General features: G+C 63.2%; 17 protein-coding genes, 2 pseudogenes and 1 other annotated feature. Of the genes and pseudogenes, 12 read left to right on the forward strand and 7 right to left on the reverse strand.

Translation table 11 applies throughout. The features are described from left to right. Positions 1-158 precede the first annotated feature (158 nt). The 5 genes from ACZ47F_RS08010 to ACZ47F_RS08030 all read left to right on the forward strand — a co-directional run bounded on the left by ACZ47F_RS08010 (position 159) and on the right by ACZ47F_RS08030 (position 3,908). Positions 159-356, forward strand: a complete 198-nt coding sequence (locus ACZ47F_RS08010) for a hypothetical protein (protein WP_464924219.1) — start codon at positions 159-161, stop codon at positions 354-356. Further along, entirely contained in the window at positions 353-1,735 is a 1,383-nt protein-coding gene (locus ACZ47F_RS08015) for an NRAMP family divalent metal transporter (RefSeq protein ID WP_464924220.1), read from the forward strand. Before ACZ47F_RS08010 ends, ACZ47F_RS08015 begins: the two co-directional genes overlap by 4 nt. A 3-nt stretch (positions 1,736-1,738) precedes the next feature. Continuing rightward, positions 1,739-1,936 (forward strand): hypothetical protein, encoded by a 198-nt coding sequence (locus tag ACZ47F_RS08020; RefSeq protein WP_464924221.1) that lies wholly within the window; start codon positions 1,739-1,741, stop codon positions 1,934-1,936. 157 nt (positions 1,937-2,093) lie between these two features. After that, on the forward strand, positions 2,094-3,185 hold the full coding sequence (locus tag ACZ47F_RS08025) for a carbohydrate porin (RefSeq protein WP_464924222.1): 1,092 nt from the start codon (positions 2,094-2,096) through the stop codon (positions 3,183-3,185). 15 nt (positions 3,186-3,200) lie between these two features. After that, positions 3,201-3,908 carry an MgtC/SapB family protein gene (locus ACZ47F_RS08030; protein ID WP_464924223.1) on the forward strand — a complete coding sequence of 236 codons (708 nt, stop codon included), beginning with the start codon at positions 3,201-3,203 and terminating at the stop codon, positions 3,906-3,908. Between the two features lie 340 nt (positions 3,909-4,248). Here the strand turns inward: ACZ47F_RS08030 and ACZ47F_RS08035 are convergent, their stop codons facing one another. The 3 genes from ACZ47F_RS08035 to ACZ47F_RS08045 all read right to left on the reverse strand — a co-directional run bounded on the left by ACZ47F_RS08035 (position 4,249) and on the right by ACZ47F_RS08045 (position 6,475). Then, entirely contained in the window at positions 4,249-4,473 is a 225-nt protein-coding gene (locus ACZ47F_RS08035; protein WP_464924224.1) for a hypothetical protein, read from the reverse strand. 66 nt (positions 4,474-4,539) lie between these two features. Beyond that, positions 4,540-5,327, reverse strand: a protein-coding gene (locus tag ACZ47F_RS08040) for an IS5 family transposase (protein WP_464924225.1) whose coding sequence is annotated in 2 segments (ribosomal slippage) — positions 4,540-4,991 and positions 4,991-5,327 — 789 coding nt in all. Because the reading frame shifts where the segments join, the coding sequence is not laid out codon by codon here. Positions 5,328-5,530: 203 nt separating this feature from the next. After that, positions 5,531-6,475, reverse strand: a complete 945-nt coding sequence (locus ACZ47F_RS08045) for a hypothetical protein (protein WP_464924226.1) — start codon at positions 6,473-6,475, stop codon at positions 5,531-5,533. A 666-nt stretch (positions 6,476-7,141) separates the two neighbouring features. Between ACZ47F_RS08045 and ACZ47F_RS08050 the strand changes: the two genes are divergently transcribed. The 6 genes and pseudogenes from ACZ47F_RS08050 (at position 7,142) to ACZ47F_RS08075 (ending at position 12,590) form a co-directional block, all read left to right on the forward strand. Beyond that, on the forward strand, positions 7,142-7,786 hold the full coding sequence (locus ACZ47F_RS08050; protein WP_464924227.1) for a VirB8/TrbF family protein: 645 nt from the start codon (positions 7,142-7,144) through the stop codon (positions 7,784-7,786). 28 nt (positions 7,787-7,814) lie between these two features. Continuing rightward, on the forward strand, positions 7,815-8,759 hold the full coding sequence (locus tag ACZ47F_RS08055) for a TrbG/VirB9 family P-type conjugative transfer protein (RefSeq protein ID WP_464924228.1): 945 nt from the start codon (positions 7,815-7,817) through the stop codon (positions 8,757-8,759). 39 nt (positions 8,760-8,798) lie between these two features. Further along, positions 8,799-10,193: a TraB/TrbI/VirB10 family type IV secretion system protein gene (locus ACZ47F_RS08060; protein ID WP_464924229.1), complete on the forward strand. Its 1,395-nt coding sequence runs from the start codon at positions 8,799-8,801 to the stop codon at positions 10,191-10,193. 82 nt (positions 10,194-10,275) lie between these two features. After that, positions 10,276-10,605: an IS66 family insertion sequence element accessory protein TnpA gene (tnpA, locus tag ACZ47F_RS08065; protein WP_464924230.1), complete on the forward strand. Its 330-nt coding sequence runs from the start codon at positions 10,276-10,278 to the stop codon at positions 10,603-10,605. An 83-nt stretch (positions 10,606-10,688) separates the two neighbouring features. Continuing rightward, entirely contained in the window at positions 10,689-10,970 is a 282-nt protein-coding gene (gene tnpB, locus ACZ47F_RS08070; RefSeq protein WP_464924231.1) for an IS66 family insertion sequence element accessory protein TnpB, read from the forward strand. Between the two features lie 16 nt (positions 10,971-10,986). Beyond that, positions 10,987-12,590: pseudogene (locus ACZ47F_RS08075) on the forward strand (IS66-like element ISCARN15 family transposase). Between the two features lie 101 nt (positions 12,591-12,691). Here the strand turns inward: ACZ47F_RS08075 and ACZ47F_RS08080 are convergent. Continuing rightward, positions 12,692-13,407: pseudogene (locus ACZ47F_RS08080) on the reverse strand (IS3 family transposase); the annotation flags it as partial. After that, positions 13,013-13,129 (reverse strand) — a sequence feature (AL1L pseudoknot). It overlaps the preceding pseudogene by 117 nt. Before the next feature lie 77 nt (positions 13,408-13,484). On the opposite strand from ACZ47F_RS08080, the gene ACZ47F_RS08085 reads away from it, so the two are divergent. Then, a complete protein-coding gene (locus tag ACZ47F_RS08085) occupies positions 13,485-14,012 on the forward strand; it encodes a transposase (RefSeq protein WP_464924232.1) in 528 nt (175 codons plus the stop codon). A 156-nt stretch (positions 14,013-14,168) separates the two neighbouring features. Here the strand turns inward: ACZ47F_RS08085 and ACZ47F_RS08090 are convergent, their stop codons facing one another. Genes ACZ47F_RS08090 through ACZ47F_RS08100 form a run of 3 tightly spaced genes read right to left on the reverse strand, consistent with a single transcriptional unit; the run spans position 14,169 to position 16,448 of the window. Continuing rightward, entirely contained in the window at positions 14,169-14,708 is a 540-nt protein-coding gene (locus ACZ47F_RS08090; protein ID WP_156052794.1) for a chemotaxis protein CheW, read from the reverse strand. 26 nt (positions 14,709-14,734) lie between these two features. Further along, on the reverse strand, positions 14,735-16,201 hold the full coding sequence (locus tag ACZ47F_RS08095) for a methyl-accepting chemotaxis protein (protein WP_464924233.1): 1,467 nt from the start codon (positions 16,199-16,201) through the stop codon (positions 14,735-14,737). Positions 16,202-16,232: 31 nt separating this feature from the next. Further along, a complete protein-coding gene (locus ACZ47F_RS08100; protein WP_464924234.1) occupies positions 16,233-16,448 on the reverse strand; it encodes a hypothetical protein in 216 nt (71 codons plus the stop codon). Positions 16,449-16,472 lie beyond the last annotated feature (24 nt).

A 16,472-nucleotide genomic window follows, 5' to 3' on the forward strand; every position in this document is an offset into this window, starting at 1 on the left:
CAGACTGTTGCCGCTGCCGCCGCCCTCAGGCTGGCGGCAGCATCAGGATGAGTTCCTCATCCTGTTGCCCCCCTCTTCGTGTGAACCGTCACGCAAGCAGCGCAGGATGTGCTTGCGTGCACCGTGTGTCCGTCCGTCAACCACGAACGGAGGAAATCATGTGTTTCGCGTTTCATAACCTGCTCACCCGCCTGCTGCCCCGTCGCGCGCGGGCCCATATGGCATCCCGGCCGGCCCGTCGTGCGGTTGGCCCGGCGCGGATCAGTGTGGTCGATGTGCGTCTGGCCTCTCTGGACCTGGCGCTGATCCAGCTTCCCAGCCGGGACAGCGGCGAGACTCTGGGAGAGCGGTCATGAACACCGAAGTTGCCACTCTCGACGTCAAGCTCTGCCCGGACTGCCCCCCGTTGCCCGCGCAGCTCGAACACCGCCTGCGCGATCGCCTCTACCTTGATGCCCTGCGCCGCGCGCCGCAGGACTGGCGAACCCGGCTCGCCCTCGGACTGGCCCTGATCGGGCCGGGCGTGCTGGTCATGCTCGGCGACAACGACGCCGGCGGTGTGGTGACCTATGCGCAGACCGGGGCGACCTATGGGCTGGGCATTTTCCTGCCCATGATGATTCTTCTGGGTTTCGTCGCTTATGTGGTGCAGGAGATGACCGTGCGCCTGGGCGCGGTGACCCGCCGCGGTCACGCCGAACTGATCTGGAAGCGCTACGGCGCCTTCTGGGGGTGGTTCTCTCTGATCGATCTGGTGGTGGCCAATGTGCTGACCCTGATGACCGAGTTCATCGGCATCCGTCTGGGCGGTCAGGCCATGGGATTATCGCCCTGGCTGACGGTGCCCGCGTCGCTGGCCTTCATCGTCTATGTCCTGGTGTTTTTACGTTATTGGACCTGGGAGCGGATTTCGCTGTTCATCGCGGCGTTCAATCTGATCTTCGTGCCGCTGGCCCTGATGTCACACCCGGACTGGCACGCGGTTGCGCTGGCCTTCGTCGGGCATGGCTGGATCGTGCCGGGCGGCTTCCTGTCGCTGACCTTCCTGATCCTGATCTCGGCCAACATCGGCACGACCATTGCGCCCTGGCAGCTGTTTTTCCAGCAGTCCTGCGTCGTGGACAAAGGCTTGTTGCCACAGGACATTCGCGCGGGTCGCCGCGATCTGATGCTGGGCATCATCGGCATGGTGCTGGTGGCCATGGCCATCATCATCCTGGCCGCACAAACCCTCAAGGGCGTACCCAATGCACAGAACCTCGACGCCGACGTGGTGCTGCATGCCATTCGCGGCAAATTGGGCGACGGGATGATGGCCCTGTTTGCCCTGGGTCTGATGGAAGCCGGGTTGATTGCTTCCATCGTGATCACCGCCAGCAGCGCCTGGGCGATCGGTGAAGCCTTTGACATCGATCGCTCGCTCAACGCGCCCCCGCGCAAGGCCATCGGTTTTTATCTGCCGGCGATCCTCGGCACGGCCGTGGCGGCCATCGCGGTGATGATTCCCAACCTGCCCCTGGGTTTTCTGAACCTGAGCGTGCAGGTGATTGCCACGGTGTTCATGCCTGCGGCCATGTTGTTCCTGCTCATGCTGCTCAACGACCGTCAGCTCATGGGCGACCAGGTCAATTCGCCGCGGCGCAACGCGGTGTCCATCGCCATCATGGCGGGTTTGATCGTGTGCAACGGCCTCTACGGTGTGGCCATCCTGTTTCCCCATGCCTTTGGAGGATGAGCCATGAAGCAACTGCATGAATTCGATCCGACCGACATCCGCCGGTTGATCGAACGCGAGGGCTGGGAGAAACCTTTGCCGCCCGTGCAGCGCGTGCCGCTCACGCCCCGGCAGCAGATCGTGTTCTGGGGCCTGCGCCTCTATGTGGTGGTGATGACTGCGGTCGTCGTCTGGGCATTCCTGCACGGCGAGGCTGGCTGACCCTCCCCGGCGCGCATCGCGCGCCCATCTCATCTCATCTCCTCTGAACCCGTGTGACGCATTGCGTCACCCGCCGGGGGTCGTGCGCGCCGCGCGCACAACTCTGCACCTCGAACCGTCACGATCCCGATCCGGAATCGGGAGGGAAGGACGCATCATGCGCAAATTCCATCTGTTGTTTCTGTATGTCGTTCTGTTGGCCATCGTGCTGGGCACAGCAGTGCTGCCTGCGGCCTATGCGGACTCGGTGGCCCTGAGCACCTCGGGCCGGCTCGATCTGGAAAGTCAGGCCAATCTCTCCGGCGGGCTGCAAAGCCGCCCGGCATCCTCTGTGCTGTTCCAGTGGGGAGGCAGCCTGGATACCGCAGCCGCCCATTGGTGGCCGGGTGGATTGATCGAATTCAGCATCGAAGGCGTGCGCTCGGATGGCAACCTGCCCGACCGCACCGGGGCGATCCAGTATCCGAACAACGAGTGGGCGCCCAATTTCCTGCGCCTGTATCAGCTGACCTATCGGCAGCAACTGGGCGCGGCAGCTGTGCGCGTGGGCATCATGGACATCAACCAGTATTTCGAGGCGAGTGACGTCTCGGATCTGCTGCAAAACAGCTCGTTTGGTCTGGCGCCGAACTTCACCGCAAATTTCAACGCCCCTTCATTTCCAAACCCGGGTCTCGGGGCGATGGCGGAATACCGCTTCACCCCCGCCTGGACGGCACACGCCGGTATCTGGCAGGGCAACCCGCCCGGGCTTGCGGGTGCGCTGCGCCAGGGGGCACTGTGGATCGGGGAGGTGCAATGGAGCGCAGTGGCAGGCCAGGACGATCCGCCGAGCAGTGATCTCAAGCTCGGCGCCTGGCGCTATCGGCAAAGCGACCCGACCATCGGCCCGACCACCGCTGGCGCTTACCTGGTGGGCGAGACGCGCTGGACATGCGGCACGCAGCAATGGGGTGCGTTCGTGCTGGCTGGCACGTCCCCGACGCAAGTCAATCTGGTGACGCAGTTTTTCGCCGCCGGGGTGCTGGTGACCGGGCCGTTTTCCAGCCGGCCGCAAGATCAGTTCAGTGTCGGCGTGAGCCGGGTGAACCTGCATGCACCGTCGCCGGAGACGGTGCTGGAAGCGGTGTATTCGCTGCAAATCACTCCGACTCTGGCCGTGCAGCCCGATGTGCAGCGCTTTTGGCATCCGGGAGGTGTCAATCCCAGCGCGCTGGCGGCCGGGCTGCGTCTGCATCTGGCCTTGTGAATCGTGAGACATAGCATGACCGTCCTGTGGAATGATCCCCGCGTTCAGATCCTTGCCTGCCTGCTGATGGCCTTTGTGCTCGGTGGCATTGTGGGCTATGAGCGCCAGTACCGGCAACGTACCGCGGGGCTGCGCACCAATGTGCTGGTGGCGGTCGGCGCGGCGCTATTCGTCAACATGGCCGACCGGCTCGACGGACACGGTGGATCGGTGCGGGTCATCTCGTATGTGGTCTCGGGCATCGGCTTTCTGGGGGCGGGGGTGATCATGCGCGAAGAGGGCAATGTGCGCGGGATCAACACCGCCGCAACGCTGTGGGGATCAGCTGCAATCGGCGCGGCCTGCGGAGCGATGCTGTTTTTCGAGGCCAGCCTGGGCGCTTTGTTCGTGCTTGCGGCAAACACCCTGTTGCGGCCCTTAGTCAATGCGATGAACCGACAGCCGCTCGATACGGAGGCGGTCGAGGCGACTTACACGGCGCATGTGATCGCGGCAAAAGAGGATTGCCAGGATACGTTGGAGCGGGTCGGGCAGATGCTCGAATCCGCGGGCTATCCGATTCGCAAATTGCAACAGCATCCCTTCGGGCAAGGCGAGGTGGAAATCGAGGCCACGTTGATGGCCACCTCGGTGGATGGCGACGCGCTCGACGCCCTGGTCGAGGGGCTATCTGCGCTGCCGCAAGTCCACCAGGCGTTCTGGAGCCCGAGCACCTCAGAGTAATGGCAACGCTGAACAAAAAAAGCACCTAGCGTCTTACGACGCCAAGTGCTTGATTCATAAGCCAAATTTGGCTCCTCGACCTGGGCTCGAACCAGGGACCTACGGATTAACAGTCCAAAAATAAGCCGATTGCAAGTCATTGTTCGGTCGTGGCGATGACGCAAAAGCCATTTAAAAACATAGGTTTACGGTTGTTGTTCTTCGTTCTTCGAAAGTTTTCTTTAGTTCTTTTTTGTTCAACGAGTGAACCAAAATTGAACCAAGAGGTGGCTGAGTCCGCATGTCGCCGAGCGACGATAGCCTGCTGCTGCAGCGAGCTTGCGCATCAATCAAGCCCCGGCTAGACAAAGCCTTCGGCGACCGCCGACCGGGTTTCGTACAGGTGGCGCTCATCATCGCCGTGAAGCTCAGACCACGGCGTCGCGTATTCGGCGCAGAGCGCGCGGCGCCATTCCTGCTGCATCAGGTGTAGCGCTTCGCCGACCGTGCCAGCGCGCCGGAACATCGTTGGCGATCCCCGGTTTTGCATCCAGGACGCAACGATATAGCTCGGGTTCTTCAACATCGGCTCGCGCAGGAAAAACGAAACGCCGACCTGCGGGCCTCGGCCGCGCATTTCATCTAGGGCCTGTTAACACAAACTGCGAAGTCCATCGACCACCAGCACGAAGCTGAGGAAGCCGAGGAACATCGCGTCGAGTTTTTCGAACCGAGAGAAGATGCGCCGGAAGCCCTTCAGGCGTCGGAACAGGCGCTCGACTTCGTTGCGGCGCTTGTACATCTCTCGGTCGTACTCCCATGGCTCGATGCGCGTCTTCATCGGCGGCACCACCGGGATGAAGCCAAGGTCCAGAGCCAGTTGGCGCGTCTCATTGCCTTCGTAAGCGCGGTCCATCAGCAAGTGAATGGGGCGGCTCGTTGGGCCCAGGCTTTCAAGCAACTTCCTGCCCTCGGGCGCATCGTGCGCCTGCCCGGGAGACAGGCTAAACGTTACGGCCGTTCGAGCATCCGCGGCAACCAGATGAACCTTGGTGTTCCAGCCGCCTCGGGATTTGCCGATGGACTGCGGTCCGTTTTTTTTAGAGCGCCAGTGCCGTCGGGATGCACCTTGATGCTGGTGCTGTCCAGCGAGACCGCCTCGATCTTGATGCGCACCACCTGCTGGCGCTGCAGCTCTTCGAACATCTTGTCCAGCACGCCCGCCTTGGCCCAGCGCCGCATGCGCGTGTAGATCGTGTGCCAGTTGCCGAACCGCTTGGGAAGCCCGCGCCACTTGCAGCCCTGTTCGGCCACGTACAGCATGGCATTGACGACTTGCAGATTGGTCATGCTGACGTTGCCTCGTTGCTTGGGCAAACAATGTTCGACAAGGGCGAATTGCTGATTTCCATGTGCAGCAGTGTCGCTCACCGGCCCCATCGGTGCAATTAGTGTTAACACGCCCTAGCATTTCCGCGCATGCTTTCGCCGTTTCCTCGTCAACCCATTTGCTGGCAGTGATCGGGCGCAGGCCGTGATCGCGAATGATGCTGCTGCGCTGCTTGCGGTAGGATGGCCGCTCTTCGTTCGTGTCGCTCATCGCGTTCTCCGGTTAGTGATTAGATATGCGACGGACCGGCAGCCTAGTACTGCTCACCGCTCGCCCTCGCCCGCTCGATTGAAGCCTCAATATCAGCCACCGTTCGCTCGACAGTGCGCGAATCTGTCTGCAATATCGCGCCGCCACGCTTCCGGCCGTACTTGTCAACGATATGCAGCGACGACTTGTACTTGTCGCTTGCCACCAGCCGCAAGCCGTATTTCTTGATGATCTCCCTGGCGCGATCATTCGGAATGATGATGTAGCCGACGTCTCCGTTTTCCACCGGAACCGCCTGCGGCGGGAAAAGCGGGTTGTCATACATTGGGCGGCCGTCAAAGGTGAGGCGCATGAATTGATACGGTTGGCCGGTCTGCTCGTTGATCGGGGCGGATACGCCCCAAAGCCTTTCTAACCACGCCAGCGCTTCGGCGGGTAGCTCATCGGGCTTGATCTGCTTCGGGTGCCGGTCGCCGAATTGCGACGCGATCCACCTTTTCACGATCTCCGACCGCTGCACATCGGTCAGGTTGCCAACCGGGATCTCGGGCAGGGGCGCTGGGGGTGATGCGGCCTCTGCGCGAGGCTCCGCCGGTGCGGGCACCAATGCCGCTTCTTTCTTTGCCCCTACTGTCGCGACCGATTCTGTCGCGGCGGGTGCTGGCGCAACGGGCGCTGGCTGCGTGGCGGCTGGAATCGCGGCGGGCGGTGGCGGCGTCCTTGATCCGCGCTCGGCGCGCAGCGAGCCAAGATGCCGAACGAGGTGTGTTTTCTTGACGGCAAAACCGTCTTCTTGCAAAGCGGTTGCGATGTCTTCCAGTGTCAGCCCTGCCGCCAAATACTTCTCGATGACGGGAAAAAGAACCCCGACCAATGAGCCGGGCGAGAGTCGCTGCGGATCTTGCAGCCGCCGTGTCAGCGTCGCGTCCGCACGCTGGCGAATGTGCCCTGCGGGATCTTCGGTGAAATTTTGCGTGTCCGTGTTCATGCTGCACCGCATTCCAGGGTGGCTGATGTGTAGATATAACGACAGGCGGCACGACGGGCGTAGCGACAGCCGCACGAAACGCTCCGACAGCGTCACAAAGCGCGCCGACAGCGTCACAAAGCGCGCTGACAGCGGTAAAAAGTGCTCTGACAGGCGAAAAAGTGGCCCGACAGCGTCACAAAACGCTCCGACAGCGTCACGAAGCGCGCTGACAGCGTCACAAAGTGCGCTGACAGTCGAAAAAAGTGCTTCGACAGGAATCACGACAGGAGAACAAAACCGCTTCGACAGGAATCACGACAGCGGTAAAAAGTGCTCTGACAGGCGTAACAACCCGGCCATCCCGCGTAAAAAAATAAGTGCAGGGTAAGGGGCCGTGCCCACAAGCCTCGAAACCGCCCGCTTCGCTTGGCGTTTTCTGCGTTTGTGTGCGCCGTCCCACCCTGGTCAGGCTCCGCCCGACACCCCACCCCGGCGTTCTCGGCTGCGCCTTGAACGCCCCAAAATCGAGCCCGCCGCACGGTCACCGATGGATCAATTGGCGGTGCCAGCGAGGGGCAAACAGGGGCAAAAAGAAGTGCCGCCGCCGGGCCGTGCGGGCCTCGATTTGCGGTGTTGCCGCTGTCGCTCATATCTCTACAGACAACCCACCCAAGGAGAATCCACGTGGCCCAAGCCAACCCCTACCTGAATGCTCGGCGTGAATGGGATGAACGATACGGCGACGCACTCGCCCGCGCCAAGTCCTGGCGCATCGCCGCCCTCGCGGCGCTGTCTGTATCGGCCGTCGCCGTGATCGGTGTGGCCTATATCGGCGCCCAATCCAAGATCAAGCCTTTCGTCGTAGCGATCGACAAAATGGGCAGCCCGATTGCTGTCGCGCGGCCAAGCGACGGTTCTGGCGTGACGCAGCGAATCATCGAGGCGCAGCTCGCAAACTGGATCGTGAACACGCGCACCGTGCTGCCCGATCAGACAGCGCAGCAAACGCTACTCAACCGCAGCTACGCGATGTTGTCCAGCAACGCCGCCAGCACGGTGAATGATTGGTTCAAGGCCCACAGCCCGTTTGGCGTGACTTACACGGTCAACCCGCAGATCAACAGCGTGCTGCCGACAGGTGCCAACACCTATCAGGTGAACTGGACGGAAGTCAAAACCATCCCCGGCCAGAACAGCACAACCACGCACTGGAAAGCGCAAATCACCGTCGGCGTGGATCCCAAGCTGGCCGACAAACCGCAAGTGATGCTCGACAACCCGCTCGGCATCTTTATTCAGTCCTTGAACTGGGCGCAGAGCGTGTCTTGAGCCAGCCCGTCAACCTGGAGAAATCACCATGAAACGCACCATCCTCGCCGCCGCGCTGTCGGCCTCTTTCTTTGCCCCTGCCTTTGCGGGCGGGCAGACCCCGTCAGTCGGCACGCCGGACAACGGGCGCACCAGCCACGAGCTGGCAAGCCAGACCCCGCCCGTGCCGCTGTCATACCGCGCCACGGATGCCGCCGCGCAGCAGTGGCTGAAAACCGGTGTAGCGAATGACATCATCGGCACCAACGGGCAGGTGATGTATGCCTACGGCCAGAGCCGCCCGACGATCACCTGCGCCCCGCTGCATGTCTGCGTTATCAACCTCTTGCCCGGCGAGCACATCACCAGCTTGAGCATCGGTGATTCTGTCCGCTGGCTGGTGCAACCGACCACCGCCGGCGATCGCCCGGTTGTTGTTGTCAAACCGACCGCCACCGGGCTGGTGACCAACCTCGTCGTCGCCACCGATGCCGGGCGCGTCTATTACATGACGCTGCAAAGCGACGCCCATGAATACGTGCCGCTGGTCGGCTTTTATGACCCGCAGCAGCTTGTCATCGACATGCAAAAGCAGGCCGAGCAGGCCGAGGCGGCAGAACGGGCCAAGGCCGAAGCCAAAAAGCAGGCCGTAGTTGCCCCGCTGGGCAACATCGATCCGGCAAGTCTGGATTTCAATTTCACCTGCAAGGCCAACGGCGGCAATGATGACGCCAGCATGGTGCCCGTGCGCGTCTTTGCCGGCGGCGGACACACCTATCTGCAGATGCCGCAGTCGATGAAATTCACCGACGCGCCCGCCGTGTTCAACGTCACCAACGGCCAGACCGAGCTGATGAACAGCCGCCTGGTGCATGGCTACTACATCATCGACGGCCTGCCGGAGAAATTCAAACTGGCCGTCGGCGTTGGCAAGGACTCCCGCAGCGTGACGTGCGAGCACGGCGGGCCGGGCGATGATGCGTTTTGGCGGTGACATCCGGGGTTGAGCCAATGAACAGTGAGGACACGAAAAATGGATGAGGACAAGAAGCCATCTGGCAACCAAGGCGCCGCACCGCCGGATCCTGCCGAGCTTCCGCCGATCGCCGACGTCGTCGGGCCGGGGAAAGTCAGAGAGGAAGGCAGCAAGGGCAAGGGCAAGGCGCTCAAGATCAAGGGCGAAGCGAAGCAGGGCAAGCGCCTGTCGAGCAAAAGCAAGACCGCCATTGTTGGCGCGCTGTCGGCCCTTAGTGCGTTGATCCTGTTTGGCATTGCGACGTCGGGCAACAAATCCGACACGCAAGACAGCGCGCTGACCGCAAGCAGCACAGACCAGGTCGGCGCGACCCCGCCGCCTGCGCCGACGGCATCACAGTCTCGTGCGCAGGCTTTCCCCTTCGCACCTCGCGGCGTCGCGTCGGCCCCTGCGGGCACGGCCAGCCGCCCGGCGTCCCCGTTGAATCCGACTGGCGCAAGCAGCGCGCCATTGCAAGGCGGCCAGCCGCCGCAACTGACGCCGGCGCAGAAATATCACCAGTGGCTGGTCGAGCAGCACTATAAGGATCTGGAAAACGCGGTTCTGGCAGAGCAGGCGGCCCATTCTGCCAAGACAAGCGCGGGCGATATAGAAGCGCTAAGCAGTAGCCAGCCCAAAACTGCGGCCTCATCGCAAGCCGACACGCTGCGCACTCTCGCCGCCTTGGCCGCAACCCCGCAAGGCGCGACCGATCCCGCCATTCAAAAGGCGCTGGCCGCGCTTTCCGGACTCCAAGGCGCGGCTGTAGCAGGCGCAACCCAGAACCCGCAGGCCCAGCAAGATGCGAACAAGGCGTTCCTTGCCAGCCAAGGGCAAGGGGCGTCCAATGGCTACCTCGATGCAGCGGTGCAGCCGCCTATCGGCAACCATGAATTGTTCGCCGGTGCCGTCATCCCTGCGGTCATGCTGACCGGCATCGACAGCGATCTGCCGGGCACGATCACGGCGCAAGTGCGGCAGACGGTCTATGACAGCCTCAACCCGAACGTGGTGCTCATTCCGCAAGGCACTCGCATCGTTGGTGAGTACAGCAGCGATGTCGCCTACGGCCAGAGCCGCGTATTGGTTGCATGGAATCGTTTGATCTTCCCGAACGGTGCCACGATCAACCTGAAAGGGATGAGCGGCGCGGACGGCGAAGGGCAGGCCGGTTTCTACGACCAGGTCGATAACCATTACATGCGGATCTTTGGCAGCGCGGTCTTGATGAGCTTACTCGGTGTCGGTGCCCAACTCAGCCAGCCGCAGAACGCGGGTGCCTTCAACACGCCGACGGCGGGCCAGCAGGCCGCTGCAACCCTTGCGCAGCAGATGAACAGCGTCGGCACCAACTTGCTCAACAAGAACCTGAACATCCAGCCCACGCTGAGGATCCGGCCAGGCTACACGTAACCGGTAACCCCTCGGCGTTCTTTTCGCGCGCAGCATGACGCTGAACAATGCCCATTATCGATCACACGATGGAGGCTGAGCGATGCAAGAGCAAGCGCAAGGGATGCTGCCGGTCAAGCGGCGCCGACACCTGGACGAGCACAGTTGGCGGGCGCTGTTCGATCGTTTTGCGCAAGCCGGGTTGACGGTTGAGGAGTTTTGCCGCCGCGAGGGCGTATGCCGCAGCAGCTTTCGGCGCTGGCGCACCCGACTGTTGGGCGCGCCGCGCAAGGGGCCTGCCGCGGCACCCAAGACGCCGCCGCCAGGCCCCGCATTCGTCGATCTGGGGGCCATCGGTGGCAGCGCGGCGCGTGCGTTCGAGCTCAGCTTGGAGCTGGGCGACGGCATCCGTGTGCGCCTGGTGCAGGGCTGATGTTTTTCCCTGAGAGCCGCATTCGCGTGTTCCTGTGGGGCCAGCCCACGGACATGCGTTAGTCCTTCGACGGGCTATACACCTTGGCGCGCTCTGGCTTTGCCGTCGATCCCCTGCAGGGGCACCTGTTCGTGTTCGTCAATCGGCGTGGCACCCAGATCAAGGTGCTGTACTTCGACCGCAGCGGCTGGTGCGTGTGGAGCAAGCGGCTGGAAGCCGGGCGTTTCATCCGCGATTGGCGCCATGTCACACAGCGCGAGATCGACCCCACGGCGCTGAAGATGCTGCTCGAAGGCATCGAGCCCACACGCCGCTACAAACGTTATTGCCTGTTGCCTGCCGAAGCAGACATGGCACGGTGTTGAGCACGACAATGACTGCATGTCTGCCGTGCCGTCGATCCCCCTGCCCGATGCCACCGAGGTGGCGGCCCTGGGGCCCGAGCGGGTTGTGCAGATCATGCGCATGCAAGCCATGGCGATGGATGCACTCAAGCTGCAGGTCGCCGAGCTCCAACGCCAGCTCGACTGGTTCAAACGCCAGATCTTCGGCACCAAGAGCGAGCGCTTCGTGCCCGATGCCCAGCAGTTGCACCTCGGGCAGGTGCTGGATGAGATGCCCCCCCGCAGGCCGCATCGCCCCAACCCGAACAAACCGTGCCGGCGCACAAGCGGCGCAAGGCCCAGAACGACTTCGCCGAAGACCATGCCGGGGCGTTTTTCGACGCTGCCAACGTCCCCGTCGAGACCATCACGCTGCCCAGCCTTGAGGCGCAGGGGCTCGCCCCCGAGCAGTATGAGGTCATCGGCGAGAAGATCAGCCACCGTCTGGCCCAGCGTGCGGGCAGCTATGTGGTGCTCAAGTCCGTGCGCCCCATCATCAAGCGGCTCGACACGCAAACCCTGCACTGCGCCCCGGCGCCCACAGGCGTGCTCGAAGGCAGTCGTGCCGACGTGAGCTTCATCGCCGGCGTGCTGGTGGACAAGTTCCGCTGGCACCTGCCCCTGTACCGCCAGCACCAGCGCCTGCTCGACGCGGGCTTGACCCTGAGCCGTCCGTGGCTGACGCAGCTCGTGCAACAAGCAGCCCGCCTCCTCACGCCGATCGTTGATGCGCAACTCGCCTCGATCCTGGCCGGGCACGTCATCACCATGGACGAGACCCCGATCAAGGCCGGCCAGGCCGGGGGTGGCAAGATGAAGGCCACCTACTTCTGGCCGGTGTACGGCGACCGCGACGAGGTGTGCTTCCCCCACTTCACCTCACGCCGTGCCGAGCACGTGCAGAAAGTCCTGGGATGCGCTCGGCCGGGGGTGGTCTTGCTGAGCGACGGCTACGCGGCCTATGCGCGTTATGCGAGCAAAACGGGCATCACCCACGCGCAGTGCTGGGCGCATGCCAGGCGCACATTCTTTGAAGCGCAGGGCGCCGAACCGCAGGCCGCTGGCGAAGCGCTGCGCCACATCGGCGCGCTGTATGGGGTGGAGGAGGATATCCGCACGGCCAAACTCGCAGGGCAGGCCAAGCAACAGCATCGGCTCACCCACAGCAAACCGCAGGTGGAGGCGTTCTTCGCCTGGGTGGATCAGCAGCTCGCCCAGCAGGGCTTGCTGCCGAGCAACCCGCTGACCCGGGCGCTGGCCTATGTGCGCGAGCGCCGCGCGGCGCTGGAGGTCTTCCTGGACGACCCCGCAGTGCCGATCGACACGAACCACATCGAGCGTGCCCTGCGGCCCATCCCCATGGGGCGACGCAACTGGCTGTTCTGCTGGACGGAGGTCGGTGCGCAGCACGTGGGGATCGTCCAGAGCCTCATCGCCACCTGCCTGCTGCAAGGCGTCGACCCGACCACCTACCTCGTGGACGTGCTGCAGCGCGTGGGGCAGCACCCGGCCTCCAACGTGGCCGCGCTCACGCCAAGGCTGTGGAAACTGCACTTCGCCGATCAGCCGCTGCGATCGGATTTGCACAAGACGGCCGTGTAGGCAAGAACGCCGGCTGGTTAACGGTTACGGCTACACGTTCAATGTGCTGGTGAACCGCACAATGATCCTGCCGCCGTATCCAGGGCGCTAGGCAACCGTGGCCGACGGGGCCGCCCGGCGCGGAACTGCCTGTTCACCCGGTCCAGCGGGCACGCCGCCTTGGCATCGGGCACGGTGGTGCGCACCGACTTGCCGCGTCGCGTCCCGCGCAGCCCGGCCTGGCGCATTAGCCGCTCGACCGTGCAGCGTGCCACCGTCACGCCCTCGCGCTGCAGTTGTCGCCAGACCTTGTCGGCGCCGTAGACGCGCAGGTTGGCGTCGAACACGCGCTGCACTTCGGGCCGCAACTGGGCGTCACGCCGCGCACGCGCCGGCAGCAGCGCCGGCGCGCGCAAGCGGGCGGCATGACGCCGGTACGCCGACGGGGCAACCTGCAAGGCGTTGCAGATCGGCTCGACCCCGCAACGCGCGCGGTGCGCGTCGATGAAGGCGTTCACTTCTTGTGATGGCGGTCGAGCTCCGCCTGGGCGAAATACGCGCTGGCCAGCTTGAGGATCTCGTTGGCACGGCGCAGCTCCTTGTTCTCGCGCTCCAGATCCTTGATGCGCTGCTGCTCGACCGTCGTGGCGCCGGGCCGCACGCCGCTGTCGCGCTCGCCTTGGCGCACCCACTTGCGCAGCGTCTCGGCCGTGCAGCCGATCTTGCCGGCAATCGACTCGATCGCCGCCCACTGCGACGGGTACTGATCCTTGGCATCAAACACCATGCGCACGGCGCGCTCGATCACCTCGGGGGAAAACTTCGGGGACTTCCTCATGATGGCTCCATTCTCTCAATCGAAGGAGCCTCCTCAAAACCCGGGGCGGTTCAGATCTGGATGTGTCTCGCCTGTGGGTGATTGATGGATCCAAGGCCCTGGCCAGTGCCATCAACAGCCTGTGTGGCCAGGCGGCCAAGGTGCAGCGCTGCCAGATCCACAAGATCAGGAACGTCCCCGAGCGTTTGCCCAAAGACATGCGCGAGCAGGTGGCCTGGCGCATGAAAGCAGCGTTTGGCTTGCAGCGTGTCAACGGCATTGGGCGCCTGAAGGCACTGGCCCAGGAACTCAAGGCTCAGCACCCCGATGCGGCGGCCAGCGTGCTCGAAGGCCTGGAGCAGATGTTCACGGCTGCCACTCTGGGCGTACAAGGGGCTCTGGCACGCGGCCTGAGCAACACCAACATCATCGAGTCGCCCAACTCGGTGGTGCGCCGCCACAGCCAGCGGGTGACGAACTATCAGAATGCCGACATGGCGCTGCGCTGGACGGTGATGGGCTTCCTGGAGAGCGAGCGAGGCATGCGCCGCATCAAGGGCTTTGCACAGCTTCCTGAACTCGTCCGGGCGCTGCGACCGCAGCCAGATCAACGTCTGGCAGCATAATGCTCCCCGTCCACCAGCTCAAACCTGCAACTGAGTTCGGGACATCGCCAAGGCGATCGGCGCAAGGATGCGGAACTGAAGACGTTGATGCAAAGCGAGGGTCATGGCGTGCTCTGGTCGATGGAAAGAGTGGAAGAGAAATCGGTTAAGAAGAAATCAGGCGGCCATATGCGAGGCGCTGGCCAGACCCGCCATGTCTTCGACCGACAGCACACGACCCACATCGAGCAGGATGATGAAACCGGCTTCGGTGCGGGCCATGCCGCGGATGAACTCTTGCCGCAGGCCGGTGCCGAAGCTCGGCGCCGGTTCGATCTGGCCGGCTTCCATATCGAGTACGGCGTTGACCGCATCGACCAGCACGCCGATGGCCAGCGGCCCGTCTTCGCCCTCGATTTCAACGATGACGATGCAGGTGCGAGCCTGCAAGGCGGTGGGCGCGCGGCCGAAGCGCTGCGCCAGATCGATTACCGGCACCACGTTGCCGCGCAGGTTGATCACGCCGTGCACAAAGGCCGGCATCATCGGCACTGTGGTCGGGCGGGTGTATTCCAGAATTTCCCGTACCCGCAGAATGTCCAGACCATAGATCTCGTTCTGCAAGGTGAAGGTCAGGTACTGGCCGCTGGTGGGCTGGGCGTTGCCCGCCAGTTGCAGGGCAGGGGTGGAAGACGGATGCGCGATGGCGGTCGTCATATGGGGCTCCTTGGAAAATAGGCTGATCAGAATTTGACGAAGTCGCCCGCACCGGCCGCAGCCAGGGCTGGGCGCGGCGTGGCAGCGGGTCGGCGCGCGGGGGGCGTTGGTGTGCGCGACTGGGCTACGGCTGGCGTCGCTTGGGCGTCGGTTTTGAACTGGCTGATGAGGTCTTGCAGACCGCTGGCCTGCGCATTCATCTCTTCTGCGGTGGCCGCGAGTTGTTCCGAAGCCGAGGCGTTCTGCTGAGTGACGGCTGAGAGCTGCGCCACCGCCTGATTGATCTGCTGCATGCCGGTGGCCTGCTCCGTGGACGCCGCAGCGATCTCCTGGACGAGACCGTAGTTCTTCGTCTTCAGAGTGACCAATTCAGAAATCAGGTGAGTGGCGTGATCGGCGTGCTTGACCGTTGTAGAGGCCAGATCGCCGATTTCCTTGGCTGCGGATTGGCTTTTCTCGGCCAGCTTGCGCACCTCGGCGGCCACCACGGCAAAGCCCTTGCCATGTTCTCCGGCGCGGGCCGCTTCAATCGCCGCATTCAAAGCCAGCATATTGGTCTGGTACGCAATGTCATCGATCAGCGAAATGCGATCCGCGATGGTTTGCATGGCGGTGGAAGCCTGCCCAACGGCGGATTTACTGCTGTCGGCATGTTGCAGTACCTGTTGGGCGAGCGCATCGGCCGCAGAGGCGTTGTCCGCGTTCTGGCGTATCGAGGCTGCGGCCTGCTCGACGGTCGCCGAGGTTTGTTCCACCGAAGCGGCCTGCTCCGAAGACGACTGCGACAGACTCTGCGAAGTGGCCGACACCTGGGTGGACGCCGAGAGCAACTGCTCGGCCGACGACCGCACCGAGCCGATGGTCTGGGTAAAACGGTCGATCATCTTTTGTGCGGAGGCCATGACCTGACCGATTTCGTCGTTGCTGCGGCGGCCCATGCGAACCGTCAAGTCACCCTGCTCAAGCCGTGCAAACACAGCGAAGGCGTTGCGCATCGAAGCGTTGGTGCGGCGGGTGATGAACAGCGCCAGCGCCACCAGCAGGGCAATGCCGATGACCGAGATGATGAGGCCCTGCGTGCTGTAAGCCCACGCGGCCGCGCTCACGTCATCGACATACACCCCGGTGCCGATCACCCAGTGCCAAGGCGCGAAATTGATCGCGTAGGCCACTTTCGGGAAGGCCTCTTGGGTGGCGCCGCCGCCCGCAACGGGCTTGGGAAAGCGGTACTCGAAAATACCGCCATCGGGATTTTTTGCCGCGAGGTTCTGCGCGGTGTAGAGGTTCATCTTGCCGTCGGTATCAACAGGCTTGGCCTCCAGCCCGGGGCGGTAGCCGGTGGCGTTGTCGAACTTGGGCAGATCGAGCACCTTGCCGATGAGCGCGGGCACCGTGGGGTGCATCAGCATGGTTGGCACCGGGGTGGTGTCGGTGGTGATCCAGAAGTAGCCGTCTTTCTTCGCGCCGTAGCGCATGTCCTTGACGGCGGCCATCGCCTGGGTTTGGGCCTGCTGCGTGGTCAGCTCAGCTTGCCGGCCTGCGCCTGCTGGTAGTATACTGAATCACGCCCTCAGCGGTTTGCGTGGCGTTGCGCAGCATGAATTCGCGCTCGGTCAGAATGGACGACTGCAAGCGGCTCACATTGAGCAGGGTGATGCCGATCATTCCGAGAATGAACAGCGCGGATAGCAGCAACAGGCTGCGGCGAATGTCGAGCTTGAAGCCCTGTCTGGATCGCATGAGAGTTCCTTGTGAACGGAAGGT

This window comes from Thiomonas islandica (genome assembly GCF_055383445.1).

Excerpts from the sequence above, each read along its gene's own strand:
- ACZ47F_RS08010 (WP_464924219.1), top strand. The coding sequence starts at position 159 with ATGTGTTTCGCGTTTCATAACCTGCTCACCCGCCTGCTGCCCCGTCGC.
- ACZ47F_RS08015 (WP_464924220.1), top strand. The coding sequence starts at position 353 with ATGAACACCGAAGTTGCCACTCTCGACGTCAAGCTCTGCCCGGACTGC.
- ACZ47F_RS08020 (WP_464924221.1), top strand. The coding sequence starts at position 1,739 with ATGAAGCAACTGCATGAATTCGATCCGACCGACATCCGCCGGTTGATC.
- ACZ47F_RS08025 (WP_464924222.1), top strand. The coding sequence starts at position 2,094 with ATGCGCAAATTCCATCTGTTGTTTCTGTATGTCGTTCTGTTGGCCATC.
- ACZ47F_RS08030 (WP_464924223.1), top strand. The coding sequence starts at position 3,201 with ATGACCGTCCTGTGGAATGATCCCCGCGTTCAGATCCTTGCCTGCCTG.
- ACZ47F_RS08035 (WP_464924224.1), bottom strand. The coding sequence starts at position 4,473 with ATGTTGAAGAACCCGAGCTATATCGTTGCGTCCTGGATGCAAAACCGG.
- ACZ47F_RS08045 (WP_464924226.1), bottom strand. The coding sequence starts at position 6,475 with ATGAACACGGACACGCAAAATTTCACCGAAGATCCCGCAGGGCACATT.
- ACZ47F_RS08055 (WP_464924228.1), top strand. The coding sequence starts at position 7,815 with ATGAAACGCACCATCCTCGCCGCCGCGCTGTCGGCCTCTTTCTTTGCC.
- ACZ47F_RS08060 (WP_464924229.1), top strand. The coding sequence starts at position 8,799 with ATGGATGAGGACAAGAAGCCATCTGGCAACCAAGGCGCCGCACCGCCG.
- tnpA (WP_464924230.1), top strand. The coding sequence starts at position 10,276 with ATGCAAGAGCAAGCGCAAGGGATGCTGCCGGTCAAGCGGCGCCGACAC.
- ACZ47F_RS08090 (WP_156052794.1), bottom strand. The coding sequence starts at position 14,708 with ATGACGACCGCCATCGCGCATCCGTCTTCCACCCCTGCCCTGCAACTG.
- ACZ47F_RS08095 (WP_464924233.1), bottom strand. The coding sequence starts at position 16,201 with ATGGCCGCCGTCAAGGACATGCGCTACGGCGCGAAGAAAGACGGCTAC.
- ACZ47F_RS08100 (WP_464924234.1), bottom strand. The coding sequence starts at position 16,448 with ATGCGATCCAGACAGGGCTTCAAGCTCGACATTCGCCGCAGCCTGTTG.